16 protein-coding genes and 1 tRNA gene are annotated in these 16,905 nt (G+C 47.1%); 10 read left to right on the top strand and 7 right to left on the bottom strand.

The genetic code is table 11. The features are described from left to right. Positions 1 to 41: 41 nt before the first annotated feature. On the top strand, positions 42 to 1,922 hold the full coding sequence (locus tag QLG00_RS05820) for a potassium transporter Kup (RefSeq protein WP_004934101.1): 1,881 nt from the start codon (positions 42 to 44) through the stop codon (positions 1,920 to 1,922). Positions 1,923 to 1,970: 48 nt separating this feature from the next. On the opposite strand, the gene QLG00_RS05815 is transcribed toward QLG00_RS05820, so the two are convergent. Next, on the bottom strand, positions 1,971 to 2,387 hold the full coding sequence (locus QLG00_RS05815) for a hypothetical protein (protein WP_004944895.1): 417 nt from the start codon (positions 2,385 to 2,387) through the stop codon (positions 1,971 to 1,973). Between the two features lie 278 nt (positions 2,388 to 2,665). Here QLG00_RS05815 and QLG00_RS05810 point away from each other — a divergent pair, with 278 nt between their 5' ends. Together QLG00_RS05810 and QLG00_RS05805 are read left to right on the top strand one after the other, a co-directional pair. Next, positions 2,666 to 3,688, top strand: coding sequence for a DNA/RNA non-specific endonuclease (locus tag QLG00_RS05810; RefSeq protein ID WP_004944897.1), 1,023 nt, complete (start codon positions 2,666 to 2,668; stop codon positions 3,686 to 3,688). Between the two features lie 84 nt (positions 3,689 to 3,772). After that, positions 3,773 to 4,015, top strand: coding sequence for a hypothetical protein (locus tag QLG00_RS05805; protein ID WP_004934110.1), 243 nt, complete (start codon positions 3,773 to 3,775; stop codon positions 4,013 to 4,015). On the opposite strand, the gene QLG00_RS05800 is transcribed toward QLG00_RS05805, so the two are convergent. Further along, positions 4,012 to 5,010, bottom strand: a complete 999-nt coding sequence (locus tag QLG00_RS05800) for an AraC family transcriptional regulator (RefSeq protein WP_119690419.1) — start codon at positions 5,008 to 5,010, stop codon at positions 4,012 to 4,014. The two genes, QLG00_RS05805 and QLG00_RS05800, sit on opposite strands and share 4 nt — an antisense overlap. Positions 5,011 to 5,113: 103 nt before the next feature. On the opposite strand from QLG00_RS05800, the gene QLG00_RS05795 reads away from it, so the two are divergent. Further along, a complete protein-coding gene (locus QLG00_RS05795; RefSeq protein ID WP_119690418.1) occupies positions 5,114 to 5,755 on the top strand; it encodes a hypothetical protein in 642 nt (213 codons plus the stop codon). Positions 5,756 to 5,769: 14 nt separating this feature from the next. Here QLG00_RS05795 and hisF read toward each other — a convergent pair whose 3' ends face one another. Beyond that, complete coding sequence (hisF, locus tag QLG00_RS05790) at positions 5,770 to 6,528, bottom strand: imidazole glycerol phosphate synthase subunit HisF (protein WP_004934116.1); 759 nt, start codon at positions 6,526 to 6,528, stop codon at positions 5,770 to 5,772. Between the two features lie 113 nt (positions 6,529 to 6,641). Between hisF and QLG00_RS05785 the strand changes: the two genes are divergently transcribed. The 4 genes from QLG00_RS05785 to QLG00_RS05770 all read left to right on the top strand — a co-directional run bounded on the left by QLG00_RS05785 (position 6,642) and on the right by QLG00_RS05770 (position 13,236). Then, positions 6,642 to 7,592, top strand: a complete 951-nt coding sequence (locus QLG00_RS05785; RefSeq protein WP_282470644.1) for a homoserine kinase — start codon at positions 6,642 to 6,644, stop codon at positions 7,590 to 7,592. Positions 7,593 to 7,605: 13 nt separating this feature from the next. Further along, positions 7,606 to 8,235: a cold shock and DUF1294 domain-containing protein gene (locus tag QLG00_RS05780; protein ID WP_025094638.1), complete on the top strand. Its 630-nt coding sequence runs from the start codon at positions 7,606 to 7,608 to the stop codon at positions 8,233 to 8,235. Between the two features lie 34 nt (positions 8,236 to 8,269). After that, the gene (locus tag QLG00_RS05775; protein ID WP_004934122.1) at positions 8,270 to 8,665 is read left to right on the top strand and encodes a hypothetical protein; all 396 of its coding nucleotides are present in this window, start codon (positions 8,270 to 8,272) and stop codon (positions 8,663 to 8,665) included. Between the two features lie 578 nt (positions 8,666 to 9,243). Continuing rightward, a complete protein-coding gene (locus tag QLG00_RS05770; protein ID WP_282470643.1) occupies positions 9,244 to 13,236 on the top strand; it encodes a Pls/PosA family non-ribosomal peptide synthetase in 3,993 nt (1,330 codons plus the stop codon). A gap of 60 nt (positions 13,237 to 13,296) precedes the next feature. On the opposite strand, the gene hisA is transcribed toward QLG00_RS05770, so the two are convergent. From hisA to hisB, 4 genes are all read right to left on the bottom strand, one after another. Further along, on the bottom strand, positions 13,297 to 14,031 hold the full coding sequence (gene hisA, locus QLG00_RS05765) for a 1-(5-phosphoribosyl)-5-[(5-phosphoribosylamino)methylideneamino]imidazole-4-carboxamide isomerase (RefSeq protein WP_004934127.1): 735 nt from the start codon (positions 14,029 to 14,031) through the stop codon (positions 13,297 to 13,299). Positions 14,032 to 14,128: 97 nt separating this feature from the next. Then, positions 14,129 to 14,698, bottom strand: a complete 570-nt coding sequence (locus tag QLG00_RS05760) for a DUF805 domain-containing protein (RefSeq protein ID WP_282470642.1) — start codon at positions 14,696 to 14,698, stop codon at positions 14,129 to 14,131. Between the two features lie 131 nt (positions 14,699 to 14,829). Continuing rightward, the gene (gene hisH / locus QLG00_RS05755; RefSeq protein WP_149930057.1) at positions 14,830 to 15,447 is read right to left on the bottom strand and encodes an imidazole glycerol phosphate synthase subunit HisH; all 618 of its coding nucleotides are present in this window, start codon (positions 15,445 to 15,447) and stop codon (positions 14,830 to 14,832) included. Then, positions 15,447 to 16,040, bottom strand: a complete 594-nt coding sequence (hisB, locus tag QLG00_RS05750; RefSeq protein ID WP_004934134.1) for an imidazoleglycerol-phosphate dehydratase HisB — start codon at positions 16,038 to 16,040, stop codon at positions 15,447 to 15,449. Before hisB ends, hisH begins: the two co-directional genes overlap by 1 nt. A gap of 101 nt (positions 16,041 to 16,141) precedes the next feature. On the opposite strand from hisB, the gene QLG00_RS05745 reads away from it, so the two are divergent. Together QLG00_RS05745 and QLG00_RS05740 are read left to right on the top strand one after the other, a co-directional pair. After that, a complete protein-coding gene (locus QLG00_RS05745; RefSeq protein WP_004934135.1) occupies positions 16,142 to 16,525 on the top strand; it encodes a GNAT family N-acetyltransferase in 384 nt (127 codons plus the stop codon). Between the two features lie 105 nt (positions 16,526 to 16,630). Beyond that, positions 16,631 to 16,706, top strand: a tRNA-Phe gene (locus QLG00_RS05740). The last annotated feature ends 199 nt before the right edge of the window (positions 16,707 to 16,905 follow it).

The raw sequence follows: 16,905 nt of genomic DNA, 5'->3' as shown, positions 1-16,905 counted from the left end.
TAATATTGCGAAAAAATACTGTTCCAAATCGAAGATATTATATGCAAAGTTCTGCAAAAAAAGTCGCGCTTCCAGCGATGACTTTAGCCGCCTTAGGGGTAGTGTTTGGGGATATCGGGACCAGTCCCTTGTATGCCTTTGCTCAGACGTTCACCAGTGCGCATGTGAATATCTCTGAAGCGACGGTCTTTGGCATCCTATCTTTAATCTTTTGGTGCATTACGCTCTCCATCAGTTTCAAATACGTCAGCATCGTCATGCGTGCCGACAACAACGGCGAAGGCGGCATTATGTCGCTACTGGCCTTGTTGCTGCGTATCAAACAGCTTGATCCCAACAAAAAAATCTACCTGATTGCGCTGGGCTTTATTGGTGCCTCGCTATTTTTTGGCGATGGTATTATCACGCCTGCCATTTCGGTGCTCTCGGCCATCGAGGGCTTAAGTATTGCCACGCCTGCGTTTGATCAATGGCTTATGCCAATCGGGCTGGGCATTCTTACGGCACTGTTTGTAATTCAGCGCCATGGTACGGCCACCATGGGCAAATTTTTTGGCCCGATCACCATGCTCTGGTTTATTTCCATTGGTGCACTTGGGCTATGGAGTATTATTCAAACTCCACATATTTTATGGTTTATCAATCCAATCTGGGCGTTTGAGTTTGCCATACATCAGCCGTTTGTGGCTTTTGTGGCCATGGGTTCTGTGGTACTCACCATGACAGGCGGCGAAGCCTTATATGCCGATATGGGCCATTTCGGGCGTATGCCAATCCGTCTGGCATGGTTTATTGTGGTGTGTCCAAGCCTGATGCTGAACTATGCCGGTCAGGGCGCGCTGTTATTGCGCGATCCGCAAGCGGTGTCGAATCCGTTTTATTTACTGGTACCCGAGTGGGCGCTTTTCCCCATGATCGGGCTGGCCACTGCGGCCGCCGTCATTGCCTCACAAGCGGTAATTACTGGTGTATTTTCTATGGTTAATCAGGCCATTCAGCTGCGCTATTTACCGCGTTTAACCGTGATTCATACCTCCGATGTCGAGCAAGGCCAGATCTATGTGCCGTTTATCAACTGGGTGCTGTATATCTCGGTATTTATCCTGATTATCCTGTTTGAAAAAAGCAGCAATTTGGCCAGTGCATACGGGGTAGCAGTCACCATGACCATGCTCTGTGTCACCATTTTGATTGCGGTACTTGCACATGGTGCCTGGGGGTGGCCGTGGTGGAAAGTGGCGCTGTTTGCTATTCCGTTTTTTACCCTCGATGCAATTTTTGTGGCGTCGACCTCGCTTAAGATTCTATCTGGTGGATGGGTGCCGTTTGTGATTGGGGTGGTGGTGTTTACCATCTTGATGACATGGAAACGTGGCCGTGAAATTGTGCATCATCGTTTGGAAACCGATGCCTTGCCGATTGGGCTGTTTATTAAAAGTATCGGTTTAAGCTCGGAAACTCATTTTGTACCGGGCGATGCAATTTTTCTGACGGGGAATCAGAATATTGTGCCGCATGCCATGTTGCACAACATCAAGCACAACAAGGTATTGCACAACCGCAATATCATGGTGACGGTGTTTACCAAGGATATTCCGTATGTAAGTGATGCCGATCGGATCGAGATTGAAAAAATGGACGATCATTTTTATCGTATCTCGATGAATTACGGCTTTAAAGATCAGCCTAACATTCCGCAAGCGTTACAGCAGGCTTATGAGGCATTGGGTCTTGAATTTGACATGATGCAAATCAGCTTCTTTATTTCTCGTGATCGTCTCATTCATACCGTAGGAGACGGCATGTCGCCTTGGCGTGAAAAGCTGTTTATTTCGATGCAACGTAATACCAGTCCGGTGAGTGATTTTTATCAGATCCCGCCTAACCGTGTGGTCGAAATGGGCAGTCAGATCGAAATCTGAACATAAAAAAACCAAGGCAACTGCCTTGGTTTTTTTATGTCGGTTGGCTTATTCAGCTTGCATTGGCGCAGGCTGCTCAGGCATGGCGTTGGCATGTGGAGCCTGTGGCGCTGCTGCACCAGATGGTTGTGCAGTTGCTTCAGGTGCCGGCATTGCTGCGGCTTCGGGTGCTGGCATCGCTGCATTTGCTGGCGCCTGCATAGGCGCTTCGGCACCACCCGCCATTTCAGGAGCGGGCGCTGGTTGCATCGCTGGTGCGCTAGGCTGAGCACCTGCAATCACTTGCACTTTACCGCTGTTGACCAAATCTGCAATTGAGCCTGGCTGACCATTCACTGTGGTGGATACTTTCACTTGCGATAAGCTTTCAAGCGTTTCGCCTGCTTGTACAGGCGCTTCGGCAAATGCGGTCATGCTAAGCGTACCTGTAATCAACGCGACTGAACACAATAACTGGGCTTTCATATGTAATACCTATTTTTCATCTTATCGTTTACAGGGGTCTACCTTGTCATAACCTTGACGGCTGTTTCAATCAAAGATACGAAACATAAGCACTTTGAAAGCGAACAATAAAATTAAAACGACAAATTGTTACGCGTATAGATTATTTATTGATCAATTTGTGTTGATGCTTTGATCGATTGGGGTGTGCCTTGATGTACAGGTAAATCCGGGCTTGTTAAGCTTTTGTTTTGGTTTTAGATATCGAATCGCGCGTGGCACGAAAAAAGAATCAGTACATGGGAAAACTCCTGTTGGGCGTAGTGGCCGTGGGCAGTTTTGCGGTCGCTTTTGGCGAAGGCAAAATCAGCCAGTGGATATCACCGCTCAAACATAACACGGGCTGTTTAAATCAGTTTTACCGTGACGTTCCGCCTGTGCTGATGAAGCAAAGCCTGCAAAACAATAGTTATGCGCTGTGCTTTAACGGCTTTAATGTGATGTATTCCGGGGTTTCCAAAACACCATTGTGGTCGGCCGAATATCTCAATCCAGCGCGCCTGAGTGTGAAGCTCAAGCGTGAAGACAGTTTTCATGAAGAAACCCGTGTAGGCAATGCAGCACATCGCGCATTATTGAGCGATTATCGTGGCTCGGGCTACGACCGCGGGCATATGGCACCCAACGGTGACATGGGTGATTTAAAAGCCCAGCATGACAGTTTCTCACTGGCAAACATGGTGCCACAGGCACCTAAAAATAATCAGCATATTTGGCGTGAGCTTGAAGAGGCCACCCGTGCGATTGTGGTCAAGCAAAAGCAAGATGTCTACGTGGTCACCGGGCCATTATTTGAAGGGCAACGCCTAAAAACCATTGGCCGTGGCGTGATTGTACCAACTGCGGTGTATAAGGCGGTGTATATTCCTAAAACAGGTGCTATTGGCGCGTACTATGCACCCAACAACAACTCGTTGCAGGTCAATGTGGTCAGTGTGTGTTATTTAGAGGAAAAACTCGGAATCAACTTGTTTCCGCAGCTGACCGAAGAACAAAAACGCAATGTCTATCAGCTACCTAAAACCGCTGCGCAGGTTAAGCCAAACCAGCCACTGGCCTATGCACACTGGGATGGCGAGAGCCAATGTGCCGAAGAGGCATCTTCTGACACCATTGCAGCCACAAGCAAGCAGTTTACCCAGCAAAGCAGCGGATCGACGCCACCGTCGTCTTCGGGCGGAATCGACGACGACACCAAGCAGGCTTTAATCAAGCAGCTGGTCGATGCCTTACTGCACTATTTCTTGCAGATTTTACGCTAACAGCATACAGCGATTTGCCCGTTGCAATCACACGCAAATCGCTGCAAGCTAAAACACTCATACAATCATAAGAAAAGGCCGAGCATGTTTACACCTTATGTCAATGGCACCGAGTCCATGGCAATTGACGATCTTACCATCGAAAACCAGACCGACTGCGTGAGTGTTTATGGCAATCTACAACTGACCAAAGATCAGCAAGGCCTAGCATTTGCCAAAGCCTTACAAAGTGTCATCAATGCTGTGGTGACCGAACTTGAGGCATCACCTTTGCCCGAACGTTTAGAGCGCCCCGATCCCGACGAAATCGATAATCCATTTGCCTAACGGCGCGATTGCTGTCGCCACTGCTGCGGTGTTTGCCCCGACCAGTGTTTAAAGGCCCGTTGAAAAGCACTTTGTTCTGAATAACACAGTAACAAGGCGATGTCTTGCAGGCTGAGGTGCGGGTCGCTCAGATATTCGGTGGCCAGCATGTAGCGCACTTGCTGTACCCGCTGCTGATAGCTACTGTGTTGCTGCTGCAAATGGCGCTGTAACTGGCGTACCGAAATACCCAGCTGCTGTGCAATGACTTCAATCTGGTACTGGTTTTGCTGTAAGCCTTTTAAAATCATTTGCTGCAAGCGCTGGTCGAGTTGGGTCGAGTGTGGCAAGCGATCGAGCAGGGCGTGTGCTTGCTGCATCAGCAATTGCTGTAAGGTGTGATCGGCATTGCCCACGACCTTGCTGGCTTCACTGAGCGGAATCAAAAGCTGGGTTTTCGGCTGTGAAAACCGTACAGGACATTGAAAATAACGGTTATAGACTGGCGCATCTTTGGGAAGTGGATTGATAAAATGCACTTCATGCAGCTCGATACGGGTTTTGCACATAAATTGCTGTAAAAATTGCAGCATCAGCGCCATGGCTATTTCGTCGGTAAGCTGGGTCGGGTGGGGTTCGGGCTCTTCCCAGCGAATAGAAAAATAAGCACCGTGCTGCTCGACCTTCAGCGGGCTACCATCGTAAACCAGTCGATAAAAATCTTGATAGCGCTTGAGTGCATCGCCCAAACTTTCACACGACAGCGCAATATAAGCCAAAATGCCCAAATGTTTAGGTTGTACGTGGCTCGCAATTTTTAAGCCCAGCCCCGCTATAGGGCGCAACTGATACAACTCATCTAATAGCTCACGCCACAGTACATAGTCAAAGCGCTCAAGCCGTTGAATCGACTGTAAACGGTCGGGTACAGGCAGCTGTTCGGCCTCGCAATAGCACATCAGGAGTTGCCCAAGTCCGCCATAAACCGAGCCTGCATAATTTTTCACTGTGAGCATAGCGACTTTCCATGTTGTCGTGTTTTGTCAATATTGCGTGGTTTTTCGTCAATACATAGCACAGAAAAATTCATATATTCAAGTCAGGATTGAGGAGAACACTATGATTAAAGGATTTATTGCCGGGTTAATTGTGGCCAACGGCTTTGAATGGGTGGCGCATAAATATATTCTGCATGGCGTACACCGTACAGGACAGCCGCGCTATAGCCCGGTTCCTCGAAGTATGGCGTCACACTGGGCACATCATCGTGAAGTAAAAACACAGCATTTTCATGATGACTGTTATGTCGAGGGGCTAGCCAGTTGGCGTACACGTAATGAACTGCTGTCACTTGGCGTGGTCGCAGCGACCTCTATGGCCATATTTGCACCGCTTTCCAAAGGCATGGCCATTGCGGCGGCCTACAGTGCAATCAATTATTTTTATGTGCATCGAAAAGCGCATTTACAGCCCGATTGGGCCAAGCGCCGTATTCCATGGCATGTCGATCATCATATGAATGCCAATCAGGATGCCAACTGGTGCGTAACCAAACCGTGGTTTGACTATCTGCTTGGAACACGTGTGGTGTCTTCGCCCGATTTAAAAGAGGCCAATCCGCTGGGTATTTGGTTGCCTCGGGCTGTTTCACAGCGATTCACCCATGCGGTTGAACGCTTACGCCCTGTAAAGTGGACACCCACTGAGCTGACTGCTACCGATTGCGCCCATCAACAAAACAGGCCACGCAAGGTGGCCTGATGATGTGCTGCCAATTAAAGACGCATTTCAATGCCTTGCGCTGCCAAAAACTGTTTGGCTTCTGGAATGGTGTGCTGACCAAAATGGAAAATACTGGCTGCAAGCACGGCATCGGCACCGCCCTGTAAAATACCATCGGCCAAATGCTGCAAATTCCCTACGCCACCAGAGGCAATGGTCGGAATTGAAACGCGGTTGTTAATTTCGCGCATCAGAGCGATATCATAACCGGCTTTGGTGCCATCGGCATCCATACTGGTTACCAGCAATTCGCCGGCACCGTATTCGGCCATTTTGACTGACCATTCCAGCGCATCAATGCCGGTGGGTTTGCGTCCGCCGTGGGTAAAGATTTCCCATTTGTTTTCGCCAGTTTTTTTGGCATCGATGGCCACCACAATGCACTGTGCGCCAAAGCGTTGTGAGGCTTCTTGTACAAACTCCGGATTAAACACTGCGGCAGAGTTAATACTGACCTTGTCTGCACCGGCATTGAGCAATAAACGGATGTCTTCAACTTTACGTACGCCACCGCCTACGGTAAGCGGAACAAAAACGCTTTCTGCCATGCGTTCGACTGTACGATAGGTGGTGTCACGTCCATGATGCGTTGCTGTAATATCCAGAAAAGTGATTTCGTCTGCACCTTGTTCGTTGTAGCGGCGTGCGACTTCCACAGGGTCACCTGCATCACGGATATCTAAAAATTGTACGCCCTTTACGACACGGCCATTGTCGACATCAAGGCAGGGAATAATACGTTTTGCAAGCATTGTGACATCCAACAGTATGAGTCTAAATAAATAAATTTTCCGAGATCATCAAGAATCTTGGTAAACTGTGTGGCTATTCTATCAAACTTATATTTGTTTCACGCAGGTTTTCTATGTCGGTTTATACCCCGTTGAGTTTACAGGACGTTCAAGCATTCGCATCGCCTTACGGATTAGAGGTGATTGACTTGATTCCAATTCAGGGAGGTATTGAAAACACCAACTACTTTATAGTCGACAGCGCGCACAAACAGTATGTGCTGACTGTGTTTGAACAACTTGACGAACAAGGTGCCAGTGAATTACCCCCTGTGCTTGAACATTTAGGCCAGCATCACGTACCTGTGGCGGTGCCTTTAAGCTATGCGGGCAAATATATTCATAGCATTGCCAACAAACCGGCACAGATTGCGCCGCGTATTGCAGGCGAGCACCCGATTCCGGCTACACAAGCCCAGATTGAAGCCATCGCCAAAGCGCAGGCTGATTTACATCTGGCGTTGCAACACAAAACCTTCGAACGCGGTGTGCGCCGTAATCATGCCTACTGGACTGCTGTGGGCCAGCAACTCAAGCCAAAAATGTCATCGGAAGATGCTGAATTGCTGGATTATGTTTACGCGCTATTTAACCAGACCCGTACGCAGCATCCCGATTTACCTCGCGGCTGGATTCATTCGGATATGTTTAGAGACAACACCTTGTTTGTGGGTGATGTGCTGGAAGGTATTTTAGATTTTTCCGAACTCAATCAAGATGATTTCTTGTTTGATATCGCCATTACCATCAATGATTTTTGTACACGCTATCCATTGCCAGAGCTTGATCAGGCCCATGCCGATGCGTTTGTTGAAGCCTATCAGCGCGTGCGTGTTTTAACTGAAGATGAACAGGCGTGTCTGGGTGTTTATCTGGCTATGGCAGCCTGTCGTTTTTGGTTAATGCGTTTGCAAGTGGCTCAGCGTAATCTTGAAGAAGGGCGTACGGGAGACGACATCATGCAAAAAAATCCGCTTGAAATGCGTCAGATGTTAATCAATCGTTTACAGGTTGTTGCTGCCTAAGGAAGACATTGCCATGCGTGATCAGGGACGCTTAGTCGAATGGTTTGATGAAAAAGGCTATGGCTTTATTCAACCCGACGATATGAACAAAGAACGTGTGTTTTTACATATCAGCGACTTTGCCCGCAAAGGGCCGCGTCCTTTGGTGGGTTGTGCACTGGATTATGTGGTGATTTTAGATGAGCAGGGGCGTTTTCGGGCCAAGCAGGTGGTTTACGTCAAAGCCAGAAATAGCCGCGCGCCAAGTCGTTCAAAGGCGCCTTCGGTGGTGCCTGCGGCGCGTCCTGCGCTGGTGCCTATGCAGCTGGCTGCTGTGCTGTATATTGTGGTGGTGGCCGTTTTGAGTTTTAGCAAGCTGCTGCCACCCTTTAGCTTTATTTTTATTACGCTCATGAATGTGTTGAGCTACTGGTTATATGCACAAGACAAAGAAGCCGCGCAAAACGGTACTCGACGTATTGCGGAAAGTACCTTGCATGTGGTGGCTTTTTTGGGTGGCTGGCCGGCTGCGTGGCTGGCACAACAAAAATTGCGACATAAAACACAAAAACAACCTTTTCGTAAGATTTATTTTTGTACCATAGGGTTAAATATAATTTTATTACTGTGGTTGGTCTCTCCGCTGAATGTTTTGATCCATTAGAGAGGCCTTAAATAGAAAAACGAAAAGGTGACGTATGAATCTTCCTGCTGAACAACTTCAATCTAATAAAACCCTCACACTGGTCCTTTATATTTTATATATTGCTGCAATTTTTAGTGCCGGCTTGCTCGCAATTATCGCGCTCATTATCAATTATGTGAAGCGTCAGGATGTAGAAGGCACTTGGCTTGCCTCGCACTTTACATGGCAGATCCGTACCTTTTGGTGGTATCTGTTCTGGAATATTATTGCCTTTGTGCCATTTTTCTTTTTATTTTTCACAGGCAATAACGACAATCTATTTGCCGGCGTGGCGTTGTCTGCGAGTACCTTCTGTGTGGCGGTGATTGGTCTTTCGTGGATCTGGATTGTCTACCGTGCAATTCGTGGTTTGATTGCGTTAAATGACAATAAGGCGATGTATCTTTAATTGTGTGATTGTATCTATATTAAAAAAAGAGGCTTAGGCCTCTTTTTTATTTCATTCATGACTCTATGCAATAAAAAGCAAGAAAGAATTTTGAATAATTATATCCAACTTTAGTATATTGCTTAAAATATAAAAATCGATAGGATAGTTTTCTTATCAGATTTTGATGAGTGCCATATTATTTAAAAAATAAATGAATTAAAAAATAAGATATTGTTTTTTATATAAAAATTAAAATTTAATCTTGATGTAAATAATTACACAGATTTTGTAAAGCGTTCTCCATGATTATTTTTGATCTTTTTGAAATTGAATAAAATACATTTACTTATTCATGAACGAATATGAAAACTTAAAATCAGATTAAAAAAACAGGTGATTTTTTTAATTCTGAATTAAGCAATCTTGCCTAGTATAAAACCTGAACAATCTGCCTAAAGAATAAATAAAACTCTTGGGTGCTTGTTTGTGGTGATGCGCTGATATTAACCGCAGCAGATCGACCACGGGGTTTATCCTCAATTTTGTTCCGCAAAATGAACGATAAATACAATCGATGGCGAACATTTGGATATCCTATGAACGCAATAATTCATATTCCTTCAGTCATTCGTGGCGAACAGCGACCCGACTTTATCCAGGCTGAGGTTCTCTCAGATATTTTAGACACCACAGCAGCACAGTACCCGACGCATATTGCCTTAATCGATCAAGATCGTCAGATCAGCTACGCAGAGCTTGCAGCACAAGCCGATCAGATTGCGCAGCAACTGATCGCACGCGGTATTCGGGCTGGTGATATTGTGGGGTTGTGGCTACCGCGCGGTGCCGATCTGTTAATCGCACAAGCCGGGATTTGTAAGGCAGGCGCGGCATGGCTACCCTTCGATATGGATGTGCCTGTCGAGCGCATTCAGGTCTGTCTAGACGATGCACAAGCCAAGGGAATTGTGACCAGCACAGACTGGGCAGCGCAGTTGACCCAACTGGCTCAGACCGTGTGGCCTGTGGCCGAGCTGAACCAGCCAACGAATTTACCACCTGTGATGCAGCGTGCGGCGCGCTCCGATCCGGCCTATATTATTTATACTTCGGGTTCGACCGGAAAACCCAAAGGGATTGTGATTGAACAATCCAATATTTGTCATTTCTTACGTTCTGAAAACTCAGTGCTGGGAGTTCGGCATGACGATAAAGTCTATCAAGGCTTTTCAATTGCCTTTGATATGTCTTTTGAAGAGGTCTGGATTTCATATCTGGTGGGGGCCAGCATCTGGATTGCACCCAAAGATCTGGTAACCGACCCAGAGCGTTTATGTAAAGCGCTACAGCAGCACAACATCACGGTGCTGCATGCAGTTCCAACCTTACTGGCTTTATTTCCAGAAGATGTACCCAACCTTCGGATTATCAATTTAGGCGGTGAAATGTGCCCCGAAGCACTGGTTGCACGTTGGGATTTACCGCATCACCAGATTTTTAATACCTACGGACCTACAGAAACTACGGTTACTTCAAGTCTGGCACGGGTCTATGCCAACGAACCGGTGACCATTGGGGTGCCATTACCGAACTACGGGATGTTGGTACTCAATGACCAGCTTGAGCTGGTGCCACAGGGCGAAGTGGGCGAATTGTGTGTTTTTGGACCAAGTGTCGGACGTGAATATCTCGGGCGACCGGAACTTACGGCAGAAAAATTTATTCAAAACACGTGGGCCAACAACGAGCACGAACTCAAACTTTACCGTACCGGTGATTTGGCGCGTCTGGATGAAAACGGACAGATTCAATGCCTTGGCCGTGCCGATGATCAGGTCAAAATTCGTGGCTTTCGTGTCGAACTGGGTGAAATTGAAGCCAGCCTGTGTGATTTAAACGGCATCGGAACCGCGGCCGTGGTGCTGCGCCGTGACGACGATATGGACCAGTTGGTGGCTTTTATTGTTCTCGATCAGGAACAAAAAGACCGCATTCAGGTGAAGGACATTCGTGCCTATTTAAAAGCACGCTTACCGGCCTACATGGTGCCGAACCGCTTTGAACTGGTCGATCAGGTACCACGTCTACTTTCTGGTAAAATTGATCGTAACGCGCTGCGCAAACTAGAGTTAAGTCAGCACATCGATAGCGCAGTATCTGACGAGCCACAAAACGAAGCCGAACAGATTTTATTTGATTGTCTGGCGAAAATTTTTCCGAATCAGGCCATTCAGCTTTCGGCAGATTTTTTTGATGATTTAGGTGGGCACTCGCTACTGGCTGCCGTTTTAACTTCGCATTTGCGTGAATATCCGCAATATGCACAAATGACCATTCAAAATATTTACCAGCTTCGTAAAGTCGGCGCGATCAGTCAGTTTATGCTGCAACAGGCCAAGCAGCAGCAAATGCGTGAAGTCAAAGCCTATCATATCGATAATGCCAAACGTATCCGCTGTGGTGTGGCACAAATGATGGTGATTCCAGTCTTGATTGGCTTGACCATTTTGCAATGGTTGGCGCCATTTTTTAGCTACCATTACTTTACGGGAAGTCCGGGTGACAGCGTGCTTCGCGCCATGGGAATTTCGCTCGGTGTATATGTGCTTAGCCTGATCCTCAGTTTTGCCATTTCAATTGTGGGCAATCGTTTACTGTTAAAAGGCATTCGTCCGGGCCAGTATCCACTCTGGGGCAAAACGTATTTCCGCTGGTGGTTGGCAGATCGTTTAAAAGGCATTGCGCCGCATTATTTGCTGGCAGGTTCAACACTCAATAATCTGTATCTGAAAGCTTTGGGTGCCAAGATTGGACAAAACGTTCATATCGGATCGGTGCATATCCGTATGCCTAATCTGTTAACCATTGAAGATGGGGTCAGTGTGGGTTCGCAGGTCAATCTGGAAAATGCCAAAATTGAGCAAGGTCAGTTGGTACTCGGCAAAATCCGCTTGCAAAAAGAAAGCTATGTCGGTTCGTACAGTGTGCTTGAAGAAAATACCGAACTGCAAGAGTACGCCCATTTAAATGCGCTCTCTGCCTTAAGTAACGGTAAAACCGTGCCCGCTTTTGAAGTGTGGGATGGTGCACCAGCACGCTATAGCAAGCAGTTAGATGTTGCGCATTTGCCTTCACGTGCCCAAGCATCGGCAGGGCGTAAAGTAGTAGAGCTGGGTTATTACGCCTTAAGCGTGGTATTTATTAGCTGCTTGTTTTTCATTCCGATTTTCCCAAGTTTTATTTTGGTCGATTGGTTTGATGTGAACTACTTTCACGGTATTTTGCAGGCATCCAACAGTGTGTCTACCGCGTTTCGTTACTTCCTGTTTGCCATTCCGGCCAGTGCGGTCATGGTGGTGTTTACCGCACTCTTTGCTGCACTGCTACGAAAATTGATCTTGCCGAATTTAAAAGCAGGTACCTATTCGTTACACAGTGGTACTTATTATCGTAAATGGTTTGCTACCCAGATTTTTGAAACCAGTTTGCAAACCCTTCACGGCCTCTTTGCCACGATTTATGCGCCTGCTTGGTTTCGCCTTATGGGTGCCAAGGTTGGACGTGACAGCGAAGTCTCGACTGCAACCGGTGTGGTGCCCGAACTATTGTCATTGGGTGACGAGAGCTTTATTGCCGATGCAGTCATGCTTGGTGATGAAGAAATTAGCCGCGGCTGGATGGTATTGCAGCCGACCGTGATTGGTTGCCGTAGTTTTGTGGGCAACAGTGCTTACATTGCCGACGGTACGAGCTTGCCAGATGGTGTACTGATTGGCGTGCAGTCAAAAATTCCAGAGCACGATGTTTTAAAAAGTGGTGAAACTTGGTTTGGTTCGCCTGCACTACGCTTGCCTGCGCGCGAATCGGTTGGTGAATTTCCAGAGCATCTTACTTTCCGTCCAAGCCTTGGTCGTCGCTTCATGCGCGGTATAATTGAAGGGTTACGCATTGTATTGCCGCTGGCCTTCTCCATTGGCATGGGTTACATGATTGTATTGTCTGTGATTGACCACGTGGTACATCAGGGCTGGGCAATCGGGTTACTGACTCTAGCGGTGTCTGGTGTGGTGTACGGCATTGCCAGCTTCTTGGTGATTGTATTGCTGAAATGGGCATTGATTGGTCGTTATACGCCGCGTTCAGCCCCGATGTGGACCATGTTTGTATGGGTGAGTGAGGGCATTACCAGCCTGTACGAATCGATCGCGATACCAAACTGCCTCAACTATGTGCGCGGTACGCCGTTACTCCCAGCCTTGATGCGCTTATTGGGCGTTAAAGTGGGTAAGCAGGTGTATATGGACACCGCAGACATTACCGAATTTGACTGTGTCTCGATTGGAGATTACAGCGAACTCAATAGCTTTAGTGGGCCGCAAACACATTTGTTTGAAGATCGCATCATGAAAATCGGTCGTGTGGAAATTGGGCAGCATGTGACCGTACATTGTCGCAGTATCGTGCTGTACAATGCTGAGGTGGGCGATCAAAGCTTACTTGGGCCACTGACCTTGGTCATGAAAGGCGAAAAAATTCCGGCACAATCGGCCTGGATCGGCTCACCGGCACAGCCGTGGACCAATGGATAAGTACACAGTAATAGCAAAAAAAAGATGCCTCAAGGGGCATCTTTTTTTGTACTAATATTTTTAGTTCAGTACGTTTTGATCCAGCAATAGCTGTGCTTCACGCAGACTTAAACTGCCTTCATAAATGGCACGACCAGTAATGGCACCTAAAATTCCCGGCTGGCCTTTGAGCAAACGCACGTCGTCCAGATTGGTCACACCGCCTGAGGCAATCACAGGTAGGCCAGAATACTGCGCCAAATGAACGGTCTGTTCTACGTTAACGCCTTGCATCATGCCGTCACGCGCAATATCGGTATAGACAATGCTTGATACGCCTGCATCTGCAAAGCGTTTGGCTAAATCGGTGGCCTTCACGTTGGTCACATTGGCCCAGCCATCGGTTGCCACCATGCCATCTTTGGCATCGATGCCCACAATGATATGACCGGCAAACTGTTTGCAAGCCTGCTCAACAAACTCAGGCTCTTGCACAGCTTTGGTTCCAATAATCACAAAGGAAACGCCAGCATCGAGATAATGCTCAATGGTTTCAAGTGAACGAATACCACCACCAATTTGAATTGGCAGTTCAGGCTGAGCTTTGGCAATCGCTTCAACGACAGGCTTATGAATTGGCGTACCTGCGAAAGCGCCGTTTAAATCGACCAAATGTAAGCGACGCGCGCCTTCATTGACCCAATGCTGTGCCGTTGCCACCGGATCGTCAGAGAAAACGGTATCGTCTTCCATACGGCCTTGTTTTAAGCGAACACATTTACCATCTTTCAGGTCAATTGCAGGGATGATCAGCATGTTTTCGTTCCTTGCATCATCATGTAACTAAAATTTGATCCATCTTAACAAACTAATTGCAAATCGCTAAGCCCATAAGTATCGGTTTTTCGCGAAATCAGCTGCTTAAACGTGTCGAATGCTGGACTGGCAATGTATCTGGCTGAAACACCGTCGCGCGCTCGGTATATTCTTGATACGAGCTGAACATGCTGGTACTAAAGCCAACAATAAACAGAATCGGCAACAGCACCAGATACATCCAGCCCATTACTTTTTCCCAGCCCGGTGTGCCACGCGGCAGACCAAATCGGTTGGCGCCTGTATCGCCCTTGGCAAACAGTAAATACAGCACCAAAATTGCATTAATCAGCGGCACAATAAACAACAGAGACAACCAGCCACTGTGGTTACGGTCGTGCAGTCGGCGGATCATAAAAATAAAGCTATAAAATAAAAACACCACATAGCAGGCAATCAGCAATAACGTGCTGATCAATTGCACGGCTGTCGATTCAGAAGGAAAACTTGTAAAAATCAGACTAATAACCAGAACGGCAACCACTACCAAAATGGTAGAGAGCAGGCTCCATGCTGCAAAGGACAAACGGCCCATACGGCCTCGGGAGTTTAAAGGGCGATCAATGCTGCCAGGTAGGGCAGGCGGAGTATTATCAGGTATCGTCATTTTTATAGGCCTTTTCATCAATGCTATTGTTATGGAAATGATTTAATCAGTAAAAATATAGTCAAACATACCATTCAAAAATGTTATTGCTGCCACTTCGCCCGATCTTAGGCGAAGTGACTAAAAAAGGTTTAGATGTTCCATTCCACAAAGTTTTTGAGCAGTTGCAAGCCTGCGGTATGACTTTTTTCTGGGTGGAACTGCGTGGCAAACAGGTTGTCTTTGTGTATTGCCGTACAAAATTGCAGACCATAGTTACAGGTTGCTGCAATCACGTCGTGCTGCTTTGGCTCAACGTAGTAACTATGCACAAAATAAAAACGGGCATCTTGCTCAATGTTGTTCCACATTGGATGGCTCGGATCGCCCTGATGGACCTGATTCCAGCCCATATGCGGTACTTTAAGGCCATCGATATCGGGGAAGTGCTTCACTACACCTTCAAAGATACCCAGCGCATCCGCTCCGCCATTTTCTTCCGAACGCTCAAGCAAAGCTTGCATGCCCACACAAATCGCCAGTACCGGTTTATTAAATGCAGCATGACGCACGACTTCGTCAATACCGGCATCACGCATACCTTGCATACAATCACGCATTGCACCAACACCCGGAAAGACAATTTTATCGGCTTTGGCAATCAGTTTTGGGTCATTGGTCACATCGACCGTAGCCCCCACATGCTCAAGCGCTTTTGCCGCAGAGTGTAAATTTCCCATACCATAATCGAGAAGGGCTACACGGGTCATTACAGGCTCCCTTTGGTCGATGCAATGGTACCTGCCGCACGCGGATCGATTTCACAGGCCATACGCAGGGCACGGGCAAAGGCCTTAAATACGCTTTCGATTTGATGATGGCTGTTTTTGCCTTTGAGATTGTCGATATGAAGTGTCATCAGGGCATGATTGACAAAGCCTTGGAAAAATTCGGAAAACAAATCCACATCAAAGCTGCCAATGCGAGCGCGCGTAAACGGAATATCCATGAACAGACCCGGACGGCCAGACAGATCGACCACCACACGCGATAAGGCTTCATCGAGCGGTGCATAAAAATGACCGTAGCGACGTAAACCTTTTTTATCTCCCAAAGCCTGTGCAAAGGCTTGGCCTAAGGTGATACCACAGTCTTCGACAGTATGATGGTCATCGATCTCCAGATCGCCATCACAGTGAATATCAATATCAAATAGTCCATGTCGCTTGATTTGATCAATCATATGGTCTAAAAATGGAACTCCAGTGTTCAGTGTACCCTGACCCGATCCGTCGAGGTTCAAACGAACTCGAATCTTGGTCTCATTGGTATTTCTTACCACTTCACTGATACGTTCTGTCATGGACACGTTCCTCAAAAAACGTCAAAAATGATGAATATAAAGATCAATTCGCTGTGACAAAAAAAGTGACAGCACCATCGCTTGCTCAGGAGGGTTAATCAATGCCTATAACCGTACATGCTTATACTTCACTCGAAAACGAAGAAATGCGCACCCAGCTTGAGCGACTGTACGATACAAGTCCTGAATTTGGTGACGGGCAAGATGCAGTTGAACAATTAGAGCAAAATCTGGCTCAGTATACCACGGTTTATACAGCCGAATTTAACAGCAAGATTATAGGTGCAATCTGGTGTACAGGACAAGGAGAAAGCAAGATTCTTGAATATGTGGTGGTGCATCCAGCCAATCGTGGCCGAGGTGTCGCCGAGCGCTTGGTCAGCGAGGCATGCCGCCTTGAAGAAGAAAAAGGTGTAAACAGTTTTGAGCCGGGCTGTGGGGCCATTCACCGCTGTTTGGCGCATATTGGCAAACTATCGACTTGATCGGAGCTATTTATTGAGTGGTTTGGTTTAAAAATAGCCGCTTAAATAAAAAAACGCGTAACTGACTTGACCTTTGATGACGAAACCTGTTTAATACGCCCCATCGGCGCGATAGCTCAGTCGGTAGAGCAACGGATTGAAAATCCGTGTGTCGGCAGTTCGATCCTGCCTCACGCCACCATATATTTGAAAGTTTCTAATCCCTGATCCCATCAGGGATTTTTTTTGGGCGAAATTTTACGCAGTTAGTTAAAAAATCACGATTTTTTGTTGACTAATGCCGACAGATACGGCTTAATACATCCCATCGGCGCGATAGCTCAGTCGGTAGAGCAACGGATTGAAAATCCGTGTGTCGGCAGTTCGATCCTGCCTCACGC

Source organism: Acinetobacter sp. V89_7, assembly GCF_029967895.1.
Lineage (GTDB): Bacteria > Pseudomonadota > Gammaproteobacteria > Pseudomonadales > Moraxellaceae > Acinetobacter > Acinetobacter soli.
The sequence above is the reverse complement of the archived record's forward strand: the minus strand, read 5'-3'. Positions and strand labels throughout refer to the sequence as shown.

Excerpts from the sequence above, each read along its gene's own strand:
- QLG00_RS05820 (WP_004934101.1), top strand. The coding sequence starts at position 42 with ATGCAAAGTTCTGCAAAAAAAGTCGCGCTTCCAGCGATGACTTTAGCC.
- QLG00_RS05815 (WP_004944895.1), bottom strand. The coding sequence starts at position 2,387 with ATGAAAGCCCAGTTATTGTGTTCAGTCGCGTTGATTACAGGTACGCTT.
- QLG00_RS05810 (WP_004944897.1), top strand. The coding sequence starts at position 2,666 with ATGGGAAAACTCCTGTTGGGCGTAGTGGCCGTGGGCAGTTTTGCGGTC.
- QLG00_RS05805 (WP_004934110.1), top strand. The coding sequence starts at position 3,773 with ATGTTTACACCTTATGTCAATGGCACCGAGTCCATGGCAATTGACGAT.
- QLG00_RS05800 (WP_119690419.1), bottom strand. The coding sequence starts at position 5,010 with ATGCTCACAGTGAAAAATTATGCAGGCTCGGTTTATGGCGGACTTGGG.
- QLG00_RS05795 (WP_119690418.1), top strand. The coding sequence starts at position 5,114 with ATGATTAAAGGATTTATTGCCGGGTTAATTGTGGCCAACGGCTTTGAA.
- hisF (WP_004934116.1), bottom strand. The coding sequence starts at position 6,528 with ATGCTTGCAAAACGTATTATTCCCTGCCTTGATGTCGACAATGGCCGT.
- QLG00_RS05785 (WP_282470644.1), top strand. The coding sequence starts at position 6,642 with ATGTCGGTTTATACCCCGTTGAGTTTACAGGACGTTCAAGCATTCGCA.
- QLG00_RS05780 (WP_025094638.1), top strand. The coding sequence starts at position 7,606 with ATGCGTGATCAGGGACGCTTAGTCGAATGGTTTGATGAAAAAGGCTAT.
- QLG00_RS05775 (WP_004934122.1), top strand. The coding sequence starts at position 8,270 with ATGAATCTTCCTGCTGAACAACTTCAATCTAATAAAACCCTCACACTG.
- QLG00_RS05770 (WP_282470643.1), top strand. The coding sequence starts at position 9,244 with ATGAACGCAATAATTCATATTCCTTCAGTCATTCGTGGCGAACAGCGA.
- hisA (WP_004934127.1), bottom strand. The coding sequence starts at position 14,031 with ATGCTGATCATCCCTGCAATTGACCTGAAAGATGGTAAATGTGTTCGC.
- QLG00_RS05760 (WP_282470642.1), bottom strand. The coding sequence starts at position 14,698 with ATGACGATACCTGATAATACTCCGCCTGCCCTACCTGGCAGCATTGAT.
- hisH (WP_149930057.1), bottom strand. The coding sequence starts at position 15,447 with ATGACCCGTGTAGCCCTTCTCGATTATGGTATGGGAAATTTACACTCT.
- hisB (WP_004934134.1), bottom strand. The coding sequence starts at position 16,040 with ATGACAGAACGTATCAGTGAAGTGGTAAGAAATACCAATGAGACCAAG.
- QLG00_RS05745 (WP_004934135.1), top strand. The coding sequence starts at position 16,142 with ATGCCTATAACCGTACATGCTTATACTTCACTCGAAAACGAAGAAATG.